This window comes from Kitasatospora sp. NPDC086801 (assembly GCF_044745805.1).
Classification (GTDB): domain Bacteria; phylum Actinomycetota; class Actinomycetes; order Streptomycetales; family Streptomycetaceae; genus Kitasatospora.
This window is the reverse complement of record NZ_JBIVAX010000038.1, coordinates 68463-85468: the sequence shown is the minus strand read 5'-3', so window position 1 is coordinate 85468 and position 17006 is coordinate 68463. Positions and strand designations below refer to the sequence as shown.

Genomic DNA, 17006 nt, shown 5'->3' with positions numbered 1-17006 from the left:
CGGCCGCATCGTCGACGAACTCCACCACCCCACCGCCGACACCGTCCTGGACCGCATGCGCCGCTTCGACGCCAAGGGCCGCACCAGCTAGAGCCACGACCAGCCAGGGCCCGCCAGCCCAGCCGCCGCCCCTACGCGAAACCCAGGACACCCCATGTATCGCACCGCACTGCGCAACGTGCTGGCCCACAAGAGCCGACTCCTCATGACGATGCTCGCCGTGCTGCTCGGCACCGCCTTCGTCGCCGGCACCATGGTCTTCTCCGACACCTTCGGCAAGGCCATGCGGGACAGCAACTCCAAGAGCTACTCGGACGTCTCGGTCCAGGTCGTGGACTACTCGGCCGGCTCCCGCGCCAGCGCCAGGACGAAGAGCGAGAACGGCGACGCCGCACTCACCGACGCCACCGTCCAGCAGCTGGCCGCCCTGCCGGGCACCGCCGCTGCCCGCGGCGTGGTCGGCGGCTTCACCGGCGTCGCCGACCGGAGCGGCAACCTGATAGGCCAGTTCTGGGCGGCCAGGGGCGCCAACTTCGCCCCGGGCCAGGACGGCAAGGACCCGCGTTACCCGATGGCCGAGGGCCAGGGCCCGAAGAACGGCAAGGAGATCGCCCTCGACCGCAAGACCGCCGACAAGGCCGGTTACAAGGTCGGCGACACCGTCCGGGTCGCCATCAACGGCCCGGTGATCGAGGCGAAGCTCACCGGCGTCTTCACCACCGACGACCCGGTGGTGAACAGCGGCGGCACCCTCACCCTGTTCGACCGCGCCACCGCCCAGCAGCTGCTGCTGGAGCCCGGCCACTTCAGCAGCATCGTGCTCACCGCCAAGCCCGGCACCAGCGAGGACGCGCTGCTCGCCCAGGTCGAGCCCAAGGTGCCGTCCGACCGGGAGTTCGACGTCGAGACCGGCGCCAAGCTCAAGGCCGACGAGCAGGCGATGATCGCCAAGGGCACCGACAACCTGCGCACCATGCTGCTCGTCTTCGCCGGGATCTCGCTCTTCGTCGGCGTCTTCATCATCGCCAACACCTTCACCATGCTGGTCGCCCAGCGCACCAAGGAACTCGCGCTGCTGCGGGCGATCGGCGCCAGCCGCAGGCAGGTCACCCGCTCGGTGCTGATCGAGGCCCTGGCGATCGGCGCCGTCGCGGCGCTGGCCGGGCTGCTCGCCGGCGTCGGGATCGGCGCCGGCATGCAGTCCCTGATGGGTCAGCTGAACGAGAACATGCCGCACGGCACGCTGGTGATCAAGCCGCTCACCATCGCGGTGACCCTGGTGGTCGGCGTCCTGGTGACGGTGCTGTCGGCCCTGCTGCCGGCCGTGCGGGCCGCCCGGATCGCCCCGGTGGCGGCGATGAGCAGCGGCGACCAGCCGACCAGTCAGAAGAGCCTGCTGGTCCGCAACGCGATCGGCTCGGCGCTCACCGCCGGCGGCCTCGCGCTGATCGGCTTCGGCGCCTCCACCGGCAACGGCAGCGGCCGCATCCCGGTCGGCATCGGTGCCCTGCTGGCCCTGATCGGCGTGTTCGTCCTGCTGCCGCTGCTCTCCCGCCCGGTGGTCGCGCTGATCGGCCCGCTGCTGCGGGGGCTCGGCGGCACCCCGGGCAAGCTCGCCCAGCAGAACGCGGTCCGCAACCCGCGCCGCACCGCGTCCACCGCCGCCGCGCTCACCATCGGCCTGACCCTGGTCAGCGGTCTCACCGTGATCGGCGCCTCGGTCGGCGGTGTGCTCGACAAGGCCGTCACCAGCTCGATGAAGGCCGACTACATGGTCTCGGGCGCCAACAAGATGGGCCTGTCCGAGCAGGTGCCCGGTGAGATCGCCAAGGCCCCCGGGGTGGCCGCCTCCTCCCCGGTGACGACCGCCTACTGGAAGTTCGACGGCACCAACGTGTCGGTCACCGGCATGGACGCGAACACCTTCGACCAGCTCGCCGAGGTCAAACTGGCCAGCGGCGCCACCGCCGCGCTCGGCCAGGGCAAGGTCCTGGTGGACCAGGAGCTCGCCACGAAGCTCCACGTCACCGCCGGCTCGACCATCGCGGTCTCCTACCCGGACAAGTCCACCGGCCAGCTCACCGTCGGCGGCGTGTACGAGAAGGGCGGCATGCTCGGCCAGGTCGTCCTGGCCAACAGCGAGGTCGCCAAGCACGAGCCGAAGCCGTACATCGCCGACGTCCTGGTCAAGGGCAAGGACGGCGCCACCGCCGCGCTCAAGCAGTCCCTCAAGGACGCGACCGGCGCCAACCCGGTGATCGCGGTCAAGTCCAAGCAGGACGTCCGGGACGACTTCAGCCAGGACATCACCTTCGCGCTGAACCTGATGTACGGCCTGCTGGGGATGGCGGTCCTGATCGCGATCCTGGGCGTGATCAACACGCTGGCGATGTCGGTCTTCGAGCGCAAGCGCGAGATCGGGATGCTGCGGGCGATCGGCCTGGACCGCCGGGGCATCAAGCGGATGGTCCGCCTGGAGTCCGTGGTGATCTCGCTGTTCGGTGCCGGCATCGGCCTGCTGCTCGGCTGCTTCATCGCCTGGGCGATCAACGGCACCCTGCAGTCCAGCCTGAGCGGTCTGACCACCGTCCTGCCGTTCGGCCAGCTGGCGCTGTTCCTGGCCCTGGCCGGGGTGGTCGGCCTGGTGGCCGCGATCTGGCCCGCCCGCCGGGCGGCCAAGCTGGACATCCTGGAGAGCATCAAGACCGACTGACAGCCCCTCACGAGCCCGCCGAACGGGCGGACGACACGAGAAAGGGCCCCTGCCGGAGGGTTTCGGCAGGGGCCCTTCTACTTCTGTACTCCGCCCGGTCGCACGGCCGGCTGAGCACCACGGAGGTCGTGGTCCGGCGACACTGCCGGGCGGAGGGCCTCCGACTCATACCCCGGTGCTCCCACACCGGGGTCTCAGTCGCTTACTTGCTGGCGAGTTCCTTCTCGGCGGCCGGCTTGGCGGCCTCCACGGGCTTCGTGGGCGCCGTGACCTCCTGGATCGGCAGGCGCGGCTGCTCCATCTGGGAGAGGCCGACCATCTCGCGCTTCAGGAACATCGCCAGCGTCCAGTCGGTGAAGACCCGGACCTTGCGGTTCATGGTCGGGACCATGGCGCCGTGGTACGCGCGGTGGAACCACCAGGCCAGACGGCCCTTCAGCTTGACCTTGCCGAAGAGGATCGCGACACCCTTGTGCAGGCCCAGGCCGGCGACCGCACCGAGGTTCTTGTGCTCGTAGTTCTTCTGCGGGAAGCCCCGCATGCCCGAGATGACGTTGTCACCGAGGACGGCGGCCTGGCGCACGGCGTGCTGCGCGTTCGGCGGGCACCAGGCGCCCTCGCCGGAGGCGAGGTCCGGGACCTGGGCGTTGTCGCCGGCGGACCAGACGTAGTCGAAGCCCTGGACCTGGAGGGTCGGCGCGGTGTCGACGTGGCCGCGCGGGCCCAGCGGCAGGCCGAAGTTGGCCAGCACCGGGTTCGGCTTCACGCCAGCCGTCCACACGATGGTGGAGGCGTCCATCTCCAGGCCGTTCTTCAGCACCACGTGCTGGTCGACGCAGGAGTCCATCGAGGTCTCGATGTAGACCTCGATCTTCCGCTCCTCGAGCTTCTCCTTGGTCCACAGACCGAGGTCCGGGCCCATCTCCGGGAGGATGCGGTTGGCCGCCTCCACCAGGACGAAGCGCATGTCGTCACGGCTGACGGTCTTGTAGATCTTGGCGGCGTCGCGCGCCATGTCCTCGACCTCGGCGATCGTCTCGACACCGGCGAAGCCGCCGCCGATGACGACGAAGGTCAGGGCCTTGCGGCGGACCTCCTCGTCGGCGGTGGACTCGGCCTTGTCGAGCTGGGCCATGACGTGGTTGCGGAGGCTGATGGCCTCCTCCACCGTCTTCATGCCGATGCCGTGCTCCGCCAGCCCCGGGATCGGGAAGGTGCGGGAGACCGAGCCGGTCGCGACGACCAGGTACTCGAAGGGCAGCTCGTAGCTGTCGCCGGCCGCGGGCTGGATGGTGGCGACCTTGCGGGCGTGGTCCACACCGGTGACCGCACCGGTGAGCACCTCCGCCTTCTTGAGGGCGCTGCGCAGCGGCGCGACGAGGTTGCGGGGCGCGACGTTGCCGCCGGCCGCCTCGGGGAGGAAGGGCAGGTACGTCATGTACGACCGCGGGTCCACGACCGTGACGGTCGCTTCGCCGTAACGCATCTTCTTGAGGATGCGCATCGCGGCATACAGGCCGACGTAACCACCGCCGACAATGAGGATGCGAGGACGCTCCGTGGTGCTCATATCCGAAAGTATCCAGCACCGTCCGGAGTAGCCTTCGTGAGCCCGGTCACAAGCTTCTGGACACCCCGTGCTACACTGCGCGGCCGCAAATCCGGCCCCGGCACGGCGGCCGACGACCCCGCGCGACCCCTCGCGAGTGCGCGCCGGAACATCACCCGGCTGAGCAGCAACGATCCGTACAGCGCCCGGGTTCCCGCTCGTGATTTCGATTTTCAAACCTCAACCGAGGCCTGGCCTGCGATCCAGGGGTCGTCACGGCGAGCAGACCTTCGGTCCCACATTTCGGACGTAGCGGGCGAGCGGGTGCGACGAATGACTGGATCGCCATGTGAAGAAATTCACGAACTTTCCCGCAGGGGTCCGGGCGCGCCCCGGCCCCGGACCCCCGAAAGGGGTGCCGGGGCCGGTCGGGTAAGGCCCGCAGGAGGTCAGGAGGCCATACTCCAGGCGATGCCGTCCAGGATGTCGTGCTCGCTCACGACCACCTCGGCCGCGCCCGTCCGCTCCATGATCTCCAGCAGCTCCAGCGCGCCGGCCGCGATCACGTCCACCCGGCCCGGGTGCATCGACGGGATGGCCGCGCGCTCCGCGTGGGTGGCGCCCAGCAGCTCGCGGGCGATCCCGGCGACCCGCTCCCGGCCGATCCTCGAGTGGTGGATCGCCGCCGAGTCGTAGGCCGGCAGGTCCTGGGCGATCGCGGACACCGTGGTGACCGTCCCGGCCAGGCCCACCAGGGTGGCCGCGCCGCGCAGCGGGACGACCTCCTCGGCCTTGTCCAGCTCGGCCCGCACGTGCGCCCGGGCCGTCTCGATCTGCTCCGGCGAGGGCAGCTCGGCGCCGCCGAAGTGCCGCTCGGTGAGCCGGACGCAGCCGATGTCCACCGAGCGCGCCGCCTGCACGTCCGCACCGCCCAGCACGAACTCGGTCGAGCCGCCGCCGAGGTCGAACACCAGGTACGGCGCCGGGAACTGGCCACCGGTCAGCTCCTTGGTGGCGCCCACGAAGGACAGGTGCGCCTCCTCCTCGCCGCTCACCACCTCGGGCTCGACGCCCAGGATCGCGCGCACGCCCTCGACGTACTCGTCGCTGTTCTCGGCGTCCCGCGAGGCGCTGGTGGCGACGAAGCGGGTGCGCTCCGGGCCGACCCCGAACCCGGCGATGACCTCCCGGTACTCGCGGCAGGCCGCGAAGGTGCGGGCCAGCGCGTCCGGGTGCAGCCGGCCGGTCTGGTCCACGCCCTGGCCCAGCCGGTTGATGATCATGCGGCGGTCGAGGTCGGCGATCTCCCCGGTGGTCGGGTCCAGATCGGCGACCAGCAGCCGGATCGAGTTGGTGCCGCAGTCGATCGCGGCCACCCGGGTCATGCTCACGCGGACTCCCCGGGCTCGGACTCCTCGGCGGCCCGCTTCTTCGCGGCGCGCTCGGCGGCCTTCTGCTGCTTGGCCTCGATCACGGCCTGGTGGTCCTGGTCCTTGGCCCGGTTGCGGGCGACCCGCCCACCGGCGGCCTCGACCTCGGCCGGGGAGACGCACGGGCCCTTGGCCCACCAGTCCTCCAGCAGGCCGATCGCCTCGTCGCCGAGCGGGTTGACGCCCTCGCCGGCCGCCAGTGAGTGGCCGACCAGCACGTGCAGGCACTTCACCCGGTCCGGCATGCCGCCGGCGCTCGGGAAGCCCTCCAGCACCTCGATGGCGTCGCGCCGGGCGATGTAGTCCTCGTGCGCCTTCTGGTAGGCGGCGGCCAGCTCCGGATCCTCGGCGAGCCGGGCGGTCTGCTCCTTCATCACGCCGTCCGCCTCCAGGGTGCCGATCAGCGAGGCGGCCTTGGGGCAAGTCAGGTAGTACAGCGTCGGGAACGGCGTGCCGTCCGGCAGTCGGGGGGCCGTCTCCACGACGTCCGGGTTGCCGCAGGGGCAGCGGTGCGCCACGCCGCGCAGGCCGCGCGGCACCCGGCCGAGCTGGGCGGCGATGGCGGCGACGTCGGCGTCGGAGACGGCGGGGTGGTTCTCAGTGGTCATGGGGGGAGGTGTCTCCAGCGGGGGACGGGGGGAGCGGACGGGGGGAGGCGGGGGCCGGGGCGGCGGCGTCGGCGGTGTCGGCGGCGTCGACCGAGTCCCAGATGCTGGCGTACCAGGGCTTGGCCGCGGCCCTCGCCGAGCCGGTGGCCGCGCCGCCGGAGGCGGCGGTGCCGGCGGCGGACGCCGAGGGCCGGGCGGCGGCCGGGCCGGCCGGATCCACCGCGATGTACGGGGTCTCCCCCGGCATCGCGTAGTGCAGCCGGGCGCGGGCCTGCGCCTTGACGTACTCGGGGTCCTGCCAGCGGGCCTTCTCCCGGCGCAGCTGTTCGACCTGCTGGCGGGAACGGTCGGCCTTCGCCTGCTGGGCGGAGATCTCGGCGCGCTGGGAGATGAACTGCCGCGTCGGGTAGGCGAGGATCGCCACCAGCGAGCAGAGCACCAGGACGAGGACGGTCGCCCGGCTCGTGAAGCGAGGCCGGGCCGCCAAGCCCGGGATCCTCCAGCCTGCCATCTCCCGTTCCCCTCCTGGTCGCGACGGTGCCCCGCCGTCCACCCTACGGGGTGAACGGCGGGGCACCGGTCAGGCGTGCTCATCGGTCGGCGGAGCGACCGTGCTCGCCGCTCCGAGGAGCGGCTGAGCCTGCTGCTCCGCGGAGCGGCTGTGCGCGCTATTCCGCGGAGCGGCTGTGCTTGCTATTCCGCGGAGCGGAAGCGCGGGAAGGCGCCGCGGCCGGCGTACTCGGCGGCGTCGTCGAGGATCTCCTCGATGCGCAGCAGCTGGTTGTACTTGGCGACGCGCTCGGAGCGGGCCGGGGCACCGGTCTTGATCTGGCCGCAGTTGGTGGCGACGGCCAGGTCGGCGATGGTGACGTCCTCGGTCTCGCCGGAGCGGTGCGACATCATGCAGCGGTAGCCGTTGCGCTGGGCCAGCTCGACGGCGTCCAGGGTCTCGGTCAGCGAGCCGATCTGGTTCACCTTCACCAGCAGCGCGTTGGCGGTGCCGGTCTCGATGCCCCTGGCCAGGCGGGCCGGGTTGGTGACGAACAGGTCGTCGCCGACCAGCTGGACCTTGTCGCCCAGCTTGACGGTCATGGCCTTCCAGCCGTCCCAGTCCGACTCGTCCAGCGGGTCCTCGATGGAGACCAGCGGGTAGGCGTCGACCAGCTCGGCGTAGTACTCGATGAGCTCGGCGGCGGAGATGGCCTTGCCCTCGAACTGGTAGGCGCCGTCCTCGTAGAACTCGGACGCGGCGACGTCCAGGGCGAGCGCGATGTCACGGCCGGGCACGTAGCCGGCCTTCTGGATGGCCTCGGTGATGAGGTCCAGGGCCTCGCGGTTGCTGTCCAGGTTCGGCGCGAAGCCGCCCTCGTCGCCGAGGCCGGTGGACAGGCCGCGCTCCTTCAGCACGCCCTTGAGGGTGTGGTAGACCTCGACGCCCCAGCGGACGGCCTCGGAGAAGGACTCCGCGCCGATCGGGGCGATCATGAACTCCTGGATGTCGACGTTGGAGTCCGCGTGCGAACCGCCGTTGAGGATGTTCATCATCGGAACGGGCAGCACGTGCGCGTTCGGGCCGCCCAGGTAGCGGAACAGCGGCAGGTCGCTGGCCTCGGAGGCGGCGTGCGCCACGGCCAGCGAGACGCCCAGGATCGCGTTGGCGCCGAGCGAGGACTTGTCCGGGGTGGCGTCCAGGTCGAGCATGGCCTGGTCGATCAGGCGCTGCTCGGTGGCGTCGTAGCCGACCAGCTCCGGGCCGATCTGCTCGATGACGGCCAGGACGGCCTTCTCCACGCCCTTGCCGAAGTAGCGGTTCTTGTCACCGTCGCGCAGTTCGAGCGCCTCGAAGGCGCCGGTGGAGGCACCCGACGGGACAGCGGCACGGCCGGTGCTGCCGTCGTCGAGGCCGACCTCGACCTCGACCGTGGGGTTGCCACGCGAGTCGAGGATCTCACGGGCTACGACGACATCGATGGACGGCACGAGGCATCTCCTTGCGGAAGCAGGGTCCGGCTGACGTTGGGTGCTGCCGGCGGGACGATTGCGGAGTCGTTACGACCAGAGCCTAACCGCCCCGGCCCCCGGGGCCGCGCTGGCCTCGGCCCCGTCTCAGCGTGTGGCCCGGCTACCCACCGGTAGTTCACCTGCTTGCCCGATCGAAGCGGGCGAATACGGGGGAATGCGGGCGAAGGGGGACGGGTCCCGTCCCCCTTCGCCCGCCGGGCCCGGGCCGTTCAGGGCCCGGGCCGCTCAGCCGAGGTGCAGCACCTGGCCGGGCATGATCAGGTCGGGGTTGCCGCCGACGGTGCCGCGGTTGCCGTCGTACACCGACTGCCAGCCGCCGGAAACGCCCTGGGCGGTGGCGATGGTCGACAGCGTGTCGCCGGCCCGGACGGTGTAGTCGTGACCGCCCTGCGCGGCGGCGGGCTGCGCGACCGGGGCGGACTGCGCGGGCTGCGCGGCGCGGGGCGCGGACTGCGGCTGGGCGGCGGCCTGGCCCGCGTACTGCTGGTAGACGTTCTGGTGGCTGGTCCAGTACCAGGCGCCGTTGCTCTGGTACCAGTACACCTTCGTGTCGGCGTCCCAGCCGGCCTTGCCGGAGAAGCCCTGCGGCTGCGTCTGCTGCGGGGCCTGCTGGGCCTGCGGCTGGGCGGCCGGCTTCGGGGCGGCCTGCCGCACCGGCTGCTGGGCGGGCTTCGGGGCCTGCGCCTGCTGGGTCGGCTTGGCGGCGGGCTGCTTGGCGGGCTTGGCGTCCGAGGAGGTGTCCACGGAGGCCGGGGCGCCGCCCTTGCTCAGACCGGCCTTCTGCGAGCAGACCGGCCAGGCGCCGGGGCCCTGCGCGGCCAGCACCTTCTCGGCGACCGAGATCTGCTGCGCCTTGCTGGCCTGGTTGGCCTGCGCGGCGTAGGAGGTGCCGCCGTACGCCTTCCAGGTGCTGGGGGTGAACTGCAGGCCGCCGGAGAAGCCGTTGCCGGTGTTGATGCTCCAGTTGCCGCCGCTCTCGCACTGGGCGACGGCGTCCCAGGTGGAGGCGGGGGCGGCGGAGGCGCCGGTGGCGGTGAGGAGCGGCATCGCGAGTCCGACGCCGGCCACACCGGCGACGGCGATGGCCTTCTCGGCCTGGGTGCGACGACGGTGACGGCCAGTTCCAACGAACAGCATGAAGAGGTCCCTCTCCGCACGCCTGCGAGGTGAGCTGTCGGGTTCGGACCGGGAGGTGGCCCGGCCGCCGAAAGCGGAAACGATTCCGCTCGGGCGGCTTCACCCCAAGCCGTCGGGGAACGGCAACAAACCTGGTTCCCCCGCCCCTGCCCAGGGTCTGGTCGGTTTCCCGTGACGCGGCGGGCAGGATTCGGCGTTCCGCGCACGAGGTCCGCAGCTGCGAACTCCAGGGAGAGTAGACAGATCCTCAGACCAATCACAAGCTCATATCGCCGATATCACACACAAATTACGGCGCGTGGTCAATCGCCTACCAACGGCGGCGGTATGTCCGGATTGATGCTGGTTCAGACTCTCCTCCACGGGTGATCGGAGACGTCCAGTCAGCGTGTCGGAGCGTCGACCGGCGCGACCGGAGGTGCGTGCGGGGACCGGCTCTCGGGACTGAATTCGACCGGGAGTTCCCGCAGCCCACGCATGATCAGGCCACCCCGCCACCGCAGATTCTCCGGACTTTCCGCGAGCCGCAGATCCGGCAGCCGGGAAAGCAGCGTGGCCAGTGCACTCCGCCCCTCCAGGCGGGCCAGCGGAGCGCCGATGCAGTAGTGGATCCCGTGGCCGAAACCCAGGTGCGGATTGTCCGTCCGGGCCAGGTCCAGGGTGTTCTCGTCCGCGAACCTGGCCGGATCGCGATCCGCCGCGGCCAGCACCACCAGCACCGGATCACCCACCGGGATGTCCACCCCGCCGATCGACAGCGGCCGCGTCGCGAAACGCCACGTCGCCAGCTCCACCGGCCCGTCGTAGCGCAGGAGTTCCTCGATCCCGGTCTCCAGCAGCGCCGTCTCGCCGCGCGCCACCGACTCCTGCAACAGCCCGCGCTGCTCCGGGTTGCGCAGCAGCGCGTACGTGCCGTTGCCGATCAGGTTGACGGTCGTCTCGAACCCCGCGAACAGGAGGATGAACGCCATCGCGGCGGCCTCGTTCTCGTTGAGGTGCTCGCCGTGGTCGCTCGCCCGGATCAGGCCCGAGATCAGGTCCTCGCCCGGATCCGCCCGCTTGCGGTGGATCAGCTCCAGCAGGTACGCCCGCATCCGCTTCACCGCCCGCCCCACACCGCCGCGTTGGCCGCCGCCGTGCCGGATCATCATCCCGGCCCAGTCCCGGAAGTCGTCCTGGTCCTCGGCCGGCACGCCCAGCAGGTCGCAGATCGCGTAGATGGGGAGCGGGAACGCGAACTCGTGGATCAGGTCCGCCGAACCGCGCTGCGCGAAGCCGTCGATCAGCCGGTCCGTGAGCTGCTGCACCCTCGGCTCGAACTCCGCCACCCGGCGCGGTGTGAACGCCTTCGACACCAGCCGGCGCAGCCGGGTGTGGTCCGGCGGGTCGATGTTCAGCAGATGCGTCATCAAGTCCGCCTGGCGCTCCCCCGGAATCCCCACCCGCCCGGTGCGGTGCGCCTGCTCGCTGTGGTGCGCCGGATTCTTCGACAGCCTGCCGTCCGCCAGCGCCTGCCGCGCGTCCGCGTAGCGGGTCACCAGCCAGGCCTCCACCCCGCTCGGCAGCGTCGTGCGGTGCACCGGGGCGTGCTCGCGCAACCAGGCGTAGGCGGGGTACGGATCGGTGGCGAACTCCCAGGTGAAGAGCTGCGGGGCGGCGGGATCGGGCTGCACTGGCATGCGTCGACCGTATCCGGTGGGTCGGGGCCGCACCGCCCCCGACGGCCGCGACCGGCGGGACCGGATCGTCACCACCCGGCGGACGGCCCGCCAACGCTCCGTGGACGCCCCGTGGACGGTCCGTGGACAGCTCTTGGACAGCTCTTGGCCGGGTGGCGGGCGTGACCCTGGTCACCTGAGGGGTAATCCCTGTTGCGGAGGGTCAGGACCTGCCTACGATCCTCCGCAGAAATCGTGGGCGCCGGTGCGGTGTCGCCCACAGGGAGGAGCAGACCATGCGGGTCAGCGGGGCAGTCGTCGTCATCGCGGTACTCGACGGCGGATCGGGAGCCGAGCTCGCCCGCCGGTTCACCGCCGCCGGCGCCGCCGGAGTCCTGATCGCCGACCAACGGGCCGGCGTCGCCGAGGACCTCGCCACCGAACTCGACCGGCCGGGCTGCCCCGTCGTCGGCGTCGGCGGCGACATCCGCCGCCCCAGCGACGTCGCCGCCCTCGTCGACACCGCCGAGAAGCACCTCGGCCCCATCGACCTGTTCTGCGTCGCCGGCCCCGACGGCGAACGCATCGTCTCCCTCGCCGAACTGCCCGACCGTCTCGACCTCGAACGTCTCGCCGAACTCCTCGCCCTCGTGGGCGAGGCCATCGGCGAAGTCGTCCCCCCGCAGCGCCGCCCGGTCGAGAACACCGCCACGGCCGCCTGAGGCCCTGCCCGGGCCCGCTACTCGCCGACCGGCCCGAGGCCCTCGGCCGCGCGCACCGCGTCCCGGTAGCCGCGCGCGGCCGAGCGCAGCGCCGCGTCCACGTCCACCCCGGCGTCGTGCGCCCGCTGCGCCACCGCCAGCAGCAGCCGGCCCGCCGACTGCGCCGTCAGCCCCGCCGGCAGCGCGTACGGCTCGTCCGGCACGCCCGCGAAGCCCGCCCGGCGCACCCGCGACACCAGCTTCGCCGCGTACGCCAGCGACGGCAGCCCGGCCGGCACGCCGTCCAGCACCGACTCCCGATCCGCCTTCTCGGCCGCCTTCAGCTGCTCCCAGTTCGCCTCCACCTCGGCGGCACCCTCCGCCTCGACGTCCCCGAACACGTGCGGGTGCCGGTACATCAGCTTCTCGACGATGTCACCGGCCACGTCGTCGATCGAGAACGCCTCCGCCGGGTGCTCCTCGGCGATCCGGGAGTGGAAGAACACCTGGAGCAGCACGTCGCCCAACTCCTCGCGCAGCGTCTCCCGGTCACCCTCCTCGATCGCCTCGACCAGCTCGTACGCCTCCTCGACCAGGTACTTCACCAGGCTCTCGTGCGTCTGCTCGGCGTCCCACGGGCAACCGCCCGGCGAGCGCAGCCGGTCCATCACCGACACCAGGTCCAGCAGCCGCGCCCCCGGCAGGTCGTACGACCCCGGCAGCACCTCGATCTCCGGCACCTCACCGGCGTGCTCCACCGCCAGCCGCGCCAGCGCGTCCGTCAGCCCCGGATCCCCGTCCGGGCTGCCCAGCCACACCGTCGGCCCAGCCCCGCCCGGCTGCCCGGTCAGCAGCCGCGCCAGCGCCGGTGCCGATCCCGCCGCCACGACCTCGACCTCCACCCCGGCCTGCCGCACCGCCGCCACCTGCGGATGCCCCGCGTCCCCCGCCAGCACCCGCCCCGCCGACCGCAGCGCCTCCCACGCCGGCCACGCCAGCAACCCGGGGGCCACCCGGTGGGTGGTCGTCAGCAGGATCAGCTTCGCGTCCGGAACATTCGTCGTCACACCCCGAACCTACCCGCCGCCCGCCCGGGGCGGGGACGGGCCCGACGGGACCCGCCCCTCCCGCCGGGGTCCTACTTCTTCGACCCCGCCAGGTCGTCGAACATCGCCGACAGGAACTCGCTGCACCAGCCCAGCAGCTCCCGCCCGACCAGCGGCTTGCCGCCGATCCGCCCGGTGCTCGGCCGCGGCACCAGCAGCTGCTGGGCGGCCGCCTTGACCTGGCTGCGCGGGTAGAGCCGGTTCAGCCGCAGCTGCTGGGACTCCCGCAGCTCCACCGGCCCGAACCGGACGTTGGCCCCCTGCAGGGTGATGTCCGAGATGCCGCACCGCCGGGCGTACAGCCGCAGCGCCGCGACCAGCAGCAGGTTCTCCACCGGCTCGGGCAGCTTGCCGTAGCGGTCGGCGAGTTCGTCCCGGACCTGCTGGATGTCCGCCTCCGAGTTGACCGCCGCGATCGAGCGGTACGCCTGCAGCCGCAGCCGCTCGCCGGGCGCGTAGTCGTGCGGCACGTGCGCGTCGACCGGCAGCTCGATCTTCACCTCCAGCGGCTCCTCCTCCGGCTCGCCGCCGTTCGCCAGCGACTCGCGGAACTCGGCCACCGCCTCGCCGACCATCCGCATGTAGAGGTCGAAGCCGACGCCCGCGATGTGCCCGGACTGCTCGCCGCCGAGCAGGTTGCCCGCGCCGCGGATCTCCAGGTCCTTCATCGCCACGTACATGCCGGCGCCCATCTCGGTGTGCTGGGCGATGGTGGCGAGGCGCTCGTGCGCGGTCTCGGTGAGCGGCTTCTCCGGCGGGTACAGCATGTACGCGTAGCCGCGCTCGCGGCCGCGGCCGACCCGGCCGCGCAGCTGGTGCAGCTGGGAGAGGCCGAAGGTGTCGCCGCGCTCGACGATCAGGGTGTTGGCGTTGGAGATGTCGATGCCGGACTCCACGATCGTGGTCGACACCAGGACGTCGAACTCCTTCTCCCAGAAGTCGACGACGACCTTCTCCAGCTGGGTCTCCCCCATCTGCCCGTGCGCGGTGGCGATCCGCGCCTCGGGGACGAGGTCCTTGAGCCGGGCGGCCGCCCTGTCGATCGACTCCACCCGGTTGTGGATGTAGAACACCTGGCCCTCGCGCAGGAGTTCACGCCGGATCGCGGCCGAGATCTGCTTCTCGTCGTAGGGGCCGACGAAGGTCAGCACCGGGTGCCGCTCCTCCGGCGGGGTGGTGATGGTGGACATCTCGCGGATGCCGGTGACGGCCATCTCCAGGGTGCGCGGGATCGGCGTCGCGGACATGGTGAGCACGTCGACGTTGGCGCGCAGCTTCTTCAGCTGCTCCTTGTGCTCGACGCCGAAGCGCTGCTCCTCGTCGACGATGACCAGGCCGAGGTCCTTGAACCTGGTCTCGGCGGAGAACAGCCGGTGGGTGCCGATGACGACGTCCACCGAGCCCTCGAACAGGCCCTCCAGCACGGCCTTGGCCTCGCTGTCGGTCTGGAACCGGGAGAGTGCCTTCACCGACACCGGGAAGTTGGCGTACCGCTCGGCGAAGGTGGAGAAGTGCTGCTGCACCAGCAGCGTGGTCGGCACCAGCACCGCCACCTGCTTGCCGTCCTGCACCGCCTTGAACGCGGCGCGCACCGCGATCTCGGTCTTGCCGTAGCCGACGTCGCCGCAGATCAGCCGGTCCATCGGGACGGACTTCTCCATGTCGGACTTGACCTCGGCGATGGTGGTCAGCTGGTCCGGCGTCTCCGCGTACGGGAAGGCGTCCTCCAGCTCGCGCTGCCAGGGGGTGTCCGGGCCGAAGGTGTGGCCGGGGGCGGCCATCCGGGCCGAGTACAGCTTGATCAGGTCGGCGGCGATCTCCTTGACCGCCTTCTTGGCCCGCTGCTTGGTCTTCGCCCAGTCCGCGCCGCCGAGCCGGTGCAGCGTCGGGGCCTCGCCGCCGACGTACTTGGTGACCTGGTCGAGCTGGTCGGTCGGCACGAACAGCCGGTCGCCGGGGTGGCCGCGCTTGGCCGGGGCGTACTCCAGCACCAGGTACTCGCGGGTGGCGCCCTGGACGGTGCGCTGCACCATCTCGACGTACCGGCCGACCCCGTGCGCCTCGTGGACGACGTAGTCGCCGGCGGCCAGGGCCAGCGGGTCGATCGCGTTGCGGCGCCGGGACGGCATCCGGCGCATGTCCTTGGTGGAGGACCTCTGGCCGGACAGGTCGGTCTCGGTGATGACGGTGAGCTTCAGGGCCTCGTCGACGAAGCCGTGCTCGATCGAGCCGCAGGAGACGTAGACGACGTCCCGGGTGGGCGCCTCGGCGAGGTCGGCGACCAGCCGGGCCGGGATGCCCTCGTTGCCGAGCACCTCGGCGAGCCGGGAGGCGGGCCCGTGGCCCTCCGTCACCATGACGACCCGCCAGTCGGCGGCCAGCCGCTCCTTGGCGTCGGCGATCGCCCGGGCGGTGTCGCCCCGGTAGGCCTCGACGGCGTGCATGCCGAGGGTGAGCGTGTTGGCGTCGCCGTGCCAATCAGCGGCTCCGCCGCGGGCAAGCACCCCGTCCACCGTGGACTCGCTGGTCGCGAACGGGCTGACCGACCACCAGGGCAGGCCGATCTCGGCGGCGTGCTCGCGCACCTCGGCGAGCGAGCGCAGCGAGGCGGCGGAGACGTCGATGGTCTCCAGGTCGATCGGCCGGTCCCCGCCGGCCGCGGCCGCCACCCAGGAGGCGTGCAGGAACTCCTGGCTGGTCGCCACCAGGTCGGCGGCCCGGGTGCGGACCCGCTCGGGGTCGCAGACCACGGCGACCGAGCCGAGCGGCAGCACGTCCATCAGCAGTTCCATGTCGTCCACCAGGACGGGCGCCAGCGACTCCATGCCCTCGACCGCGATGCCCTCGGCGATCTTGTCCAGGATCTCGGCCAGCCCGGGGTGCTCGGCGGCCAGCCCGGCGGCCCGCGCCCGCACCTCGTCGGTGAGCAGCAGCTCCCGGCAGGGCGGCGCCCACAGGCCGTGCTCGGCGATCTCCAGCGAGCGCTGGTCGGCGACCTTGAAGTAGCGGACCTCCTCGACCTCGTCGCCCCAGAACTCCACCCGCAGCGGGTGCTCCTCGGTCGGCGGGAAGACGTCCAGGATGCCGCCGCGGACGGCGAACTCACCGCGCTTCTCGACCAGTTCGACGCGCGCGTAGGCGGCGGCGGAGAGCCGCCGGGCGACCTCCTCCAGGTCGTGCGACTCGCCGCGCTGGACGGCCACCGGCTCCAGCTCGGCCAGCCCCTTGACTTGCGGCTGGAGCACCGAGCGGACCGGCGCGACGATCACCTGCACCGGGCCGGCCGCCGGGTCGTCCGCCCGCGGGTGCACGATCCGGCGCAGCACGGCCAGCCGGCGCCCGACGGTGTCCGAGCGGGGCGACAGCCGCTCGTGCGGCAGGGTCTCCCAGGCCGGGTACTCGGCGACGGCGTCCGGCGGCAGCAGCGAGCGCAGCGAGGCGGCGAGGTCCTCGGCCTCCCGGCCGGTCGCGGTGACGGCGAGCACCGGACGGCCGCGCTCGCCGGCGGCCTGGCCGGCCAGCGCGCGGGCGAGCGCGGCGATGGCGAACGGCCGGGCGGCGGGCGGTCCGACCAGGTCCAGGTGGCGGCGGCCGCCGGCCGCGGCTCCGGTGGCGGTCGCCGCCTCGATGGCCTCGGCGAGCGCCGAGTCCCGCGCGACGACATCGAGCAGTCCGGTCAGACTCATCTGGGGTCTCTTCTTCGTCCCGTGGCTGGTGCTGCCTCCGGGCGGCGGAGGCCTGCCGGGGCAACGCGAACGGCCCGGCACGCCGAGCGGCCGGGGGTCTCCAGCCTACGCCGCGGCACGGACGCGCACGCGGCGTACGGCCCCGGCGGGGCCGGGCGGGAACGAACCACCGCCCGGGGCGGTGAACGGGCCCCGGACGGCCCCTGGCGAAGCCCGCGACCGGACCGGGACCGACCGCGGACGAACCACTGGACAGAACACCGGACCGGCCGGTGGACGAACCAGCCCGCCCCCGGTCAGGTTCGGCTCCGCGATCTGCCACGAACTGGACATACTCCTGTCACTACCTGTCCATGGAGATCGCGCACCATGGTGAATGTGCCCGCCGCACCCAAC

General features: G+C 72.1%; 11 protein-coding genes, 1 pseudogene and 1 riboswitch. Of the genes and pseudogenes, 3 read left to right on the top strand and 9 right to left on the bottom strand.

Going from position 1 to position 17006, the window contains the following annotated elements; genetic code table 11:
* Both ACIPLC_RS30025 and ACIPLC_RS30020 read left to right on the top strand, forming a co-directional pair.
* Positions 1 to 91, top strand: a pseudogene (locus tag ACIPLC_RS30025) (ABC transporter ATP-binding protein); the annotation flags it as partial.
* Between the two features lie 63 nt (positions 92 to 154).
* Entirely contained in the window at positions 155 to 2713 is a 2559-nt protein-coding gene (locus ACIPLC_RS30020; protein ID WP_400476159.1) for an ABC transporter permease, read from the top strand.
* A gap of 202 nt (positions 2714 to 2915) precedes the next feature.
* Here ACIPLC_RS30020 and ACIPLC_RS30015 read toward each other — a convergent pair whose 3' ends face one another.
* The 7 genes from ACIPLC_RS30015 to ACIPLC_RS29985 form a co-directional block, all read right to left on the bottom strand.
* Positions 2916 to 4283: an NAD(P)/FAD-dependent oxidoreductase gene (locus ACIPLC_RS30015; protein WP_063348030.1), complete on the bottom strand. Its 1368-nt coding sequence runs from the start codon at positions 4281 to 4283 to the stop codon at positions 2916 to 2918.
* A 428-nt stretch (positions 4284 to 4711) separates the two neighbouring features.
* A complete protein-coding gene (locus ACIPLC_RS30010; RefSeq protein WP_400476164.1) occupies positions 4712 to 5647 on the bottom strand; it encodes an exopolyphosphatase in 936 nt (311 codons plus the stop codon).
* A gap of 2 nt (positions 5648 to 5649) precedes the next feature.
* Positions 5650 to 6318, bottom strand: coding sequence for a DUF501 domain-containing protein (locus ACIPLC_RS30005; RefSeq protein WP_400476163.1), 669 nt, complete (start codon positions 6316 to 6318; stop codon positions 5650 to 5652).
* Entirely contained in the window at positions 6290 to 6787 is a 498-nt protein-coding gene (locus ACIPLC_RS30000) for a septum formation initiator family protein (protein ID WP_400476158.1), read from the bottom strand. The genes ACIPLC_RS30005 and ACIPLC_RS30000 overlap by 29 nt, the downstream gene beginning before the upstream one ends.
* Positions 6788 to 6993: 206 nt before the next feature.
* On the bottom strand, positions 6994 to 8280 hold the full coding sequence (eno, locus tag ACIPLC_RS29995) for a phosphopyruvate hydratase (RefSeq protein ID WP_363588371.1): 1287 nt from the start codon (positions 8278 to 8280) through the stop codon (positions 6994 to 6996).
* A 267-nt stretch (positions 8281 to 8547) separates the two neighbouring features.
* Complete coding sequence (locus ACIPLC_RS29990; protein WP_400476157.1) at positions 8548 to 9459, bottom strand: transglycosylase family protein; 912 nt, start codon at positions 9457 to 9459, stop codon at positions 8548 to 8550.
* Between the two features lie 5 nt (positions 9460 to 9464).
* Positions 9465 to 9632: riboswitch (cyclic di-AMP (ydaO/yuaA leader) on the bottom strand.
* Between the two features lie 210 nt (positions 9633 to 9842).
* Positions 9843 to 11138 (bottom strand): cytochrome P450, encoded by a 1296-nt coding sequence (locus tag ACIPLC_RS29985; protein WP_400476156.1) that lies wholly within the window; start codon positions 11136 to 11138, stop codon positions 9843 to 9845.
* A gap of 275 nt (positions 11139 to 11413) precedes the next feature.
* On the opposite strand from ACIPLC_RS29985, the gene ACIPLC_RS29980 reads away from it, so the two are divergent.
* Complete coding sequence (locus ACIPLC_RS29980; RefSeq protein WP_400476155.1) at positions 11414 to 11839, top strand: SDR family NAD(P)-dependent oxidoreductase; 426 nt, start codon at positions 11414 to 11416, stop codon at positions 11837 to 11839.
* A 17-nt stretch (positions 11840 to 11856) separates the two neighbouring features.
* On the opposite strand, the gene ACIPLC_RS29975 is transcribed toward ACIPLC_RS29980, so the two are convergent.
* Both ACIPLC_RS29975 and mfd read right to left on the bottom strand, forming a co-directional pair.
* Positions 11857 to 12885, bottom strand: coding sequence for a MazG family protein (locus tag ACIPLC_RS29975; RefSeq protein WP_400476154.1), 1029 nt, complete (start codon positions 12883 to 12885; stop codon positions 11857 to 11859).
* Positions 12886 to 12956: 71 nt separating this feature from the next.
* A complete protein-coding gene (mfd, locus tag ACIPLC_RS29970; protein ID WP_400476153.1) occupies positions 12957 to 16610 on the bottom strand; it encodes a transcription-repair coupling factor in 3654 nt (1217 codons plus the stop codon).
* Positions 16611 to 17006 lie beyond the last annotated feature (396 nt).

Bases quoted from the DNA above. Each gene is read 5' to 3' on its own strand.
- ACIPLC_RS30010 (WP_400476164.1), bottom strand. From the start codon at position 5,647: ATGACCCGGGTGGCCGCGATCGACTGCGGCACCAACTCGATCCGGCTG.
- ACIPLC_RS29990 (WP_400476157.1), bottom strand. From the start codon at position 9,459: ATGCTGTTCGTTGGAACTGGCCGTCACCGTCGTCGCACCCAGGCCGAG.
- ACIPLC_RS29985 (WP_400476156.1), bottom strand. From the start codon at position 11,138: ATGCCAGTGCAGCCCGATCCCGCCGCCCCGCAGCTCTTCACCTGGGAG.
- mfd (WP_400476153.1), bottom strand. From the start codon at position 16,610: ATGAGTCTGACCGGACTGCTCGATGTCGTCGCGCGGGACTCGGCGCTC.
- ACIPLC_RS30015 (WP_063348030.1), bottom strand. From the start codon at position 4,283: ATGAGCACCACGGAGCGTCCTCGCATCCTCATTGTCGGCGGTGGTTAC.
- ACIPLC_RS29980 (WP_400476155.1), top strand. From the start codon at position 11,414: ATGCGGGTCAGCGGGGCAGTCGTCGTCATCGCGGTACTCGACGGCGGA.
- ACIPLC_RS30020 (WP_400476159.1), top strand. From the start codon at position 155: ATGTATCGCACCGCACTGCGCAACGTGCTGGCCCACAAGAGCCGACTC.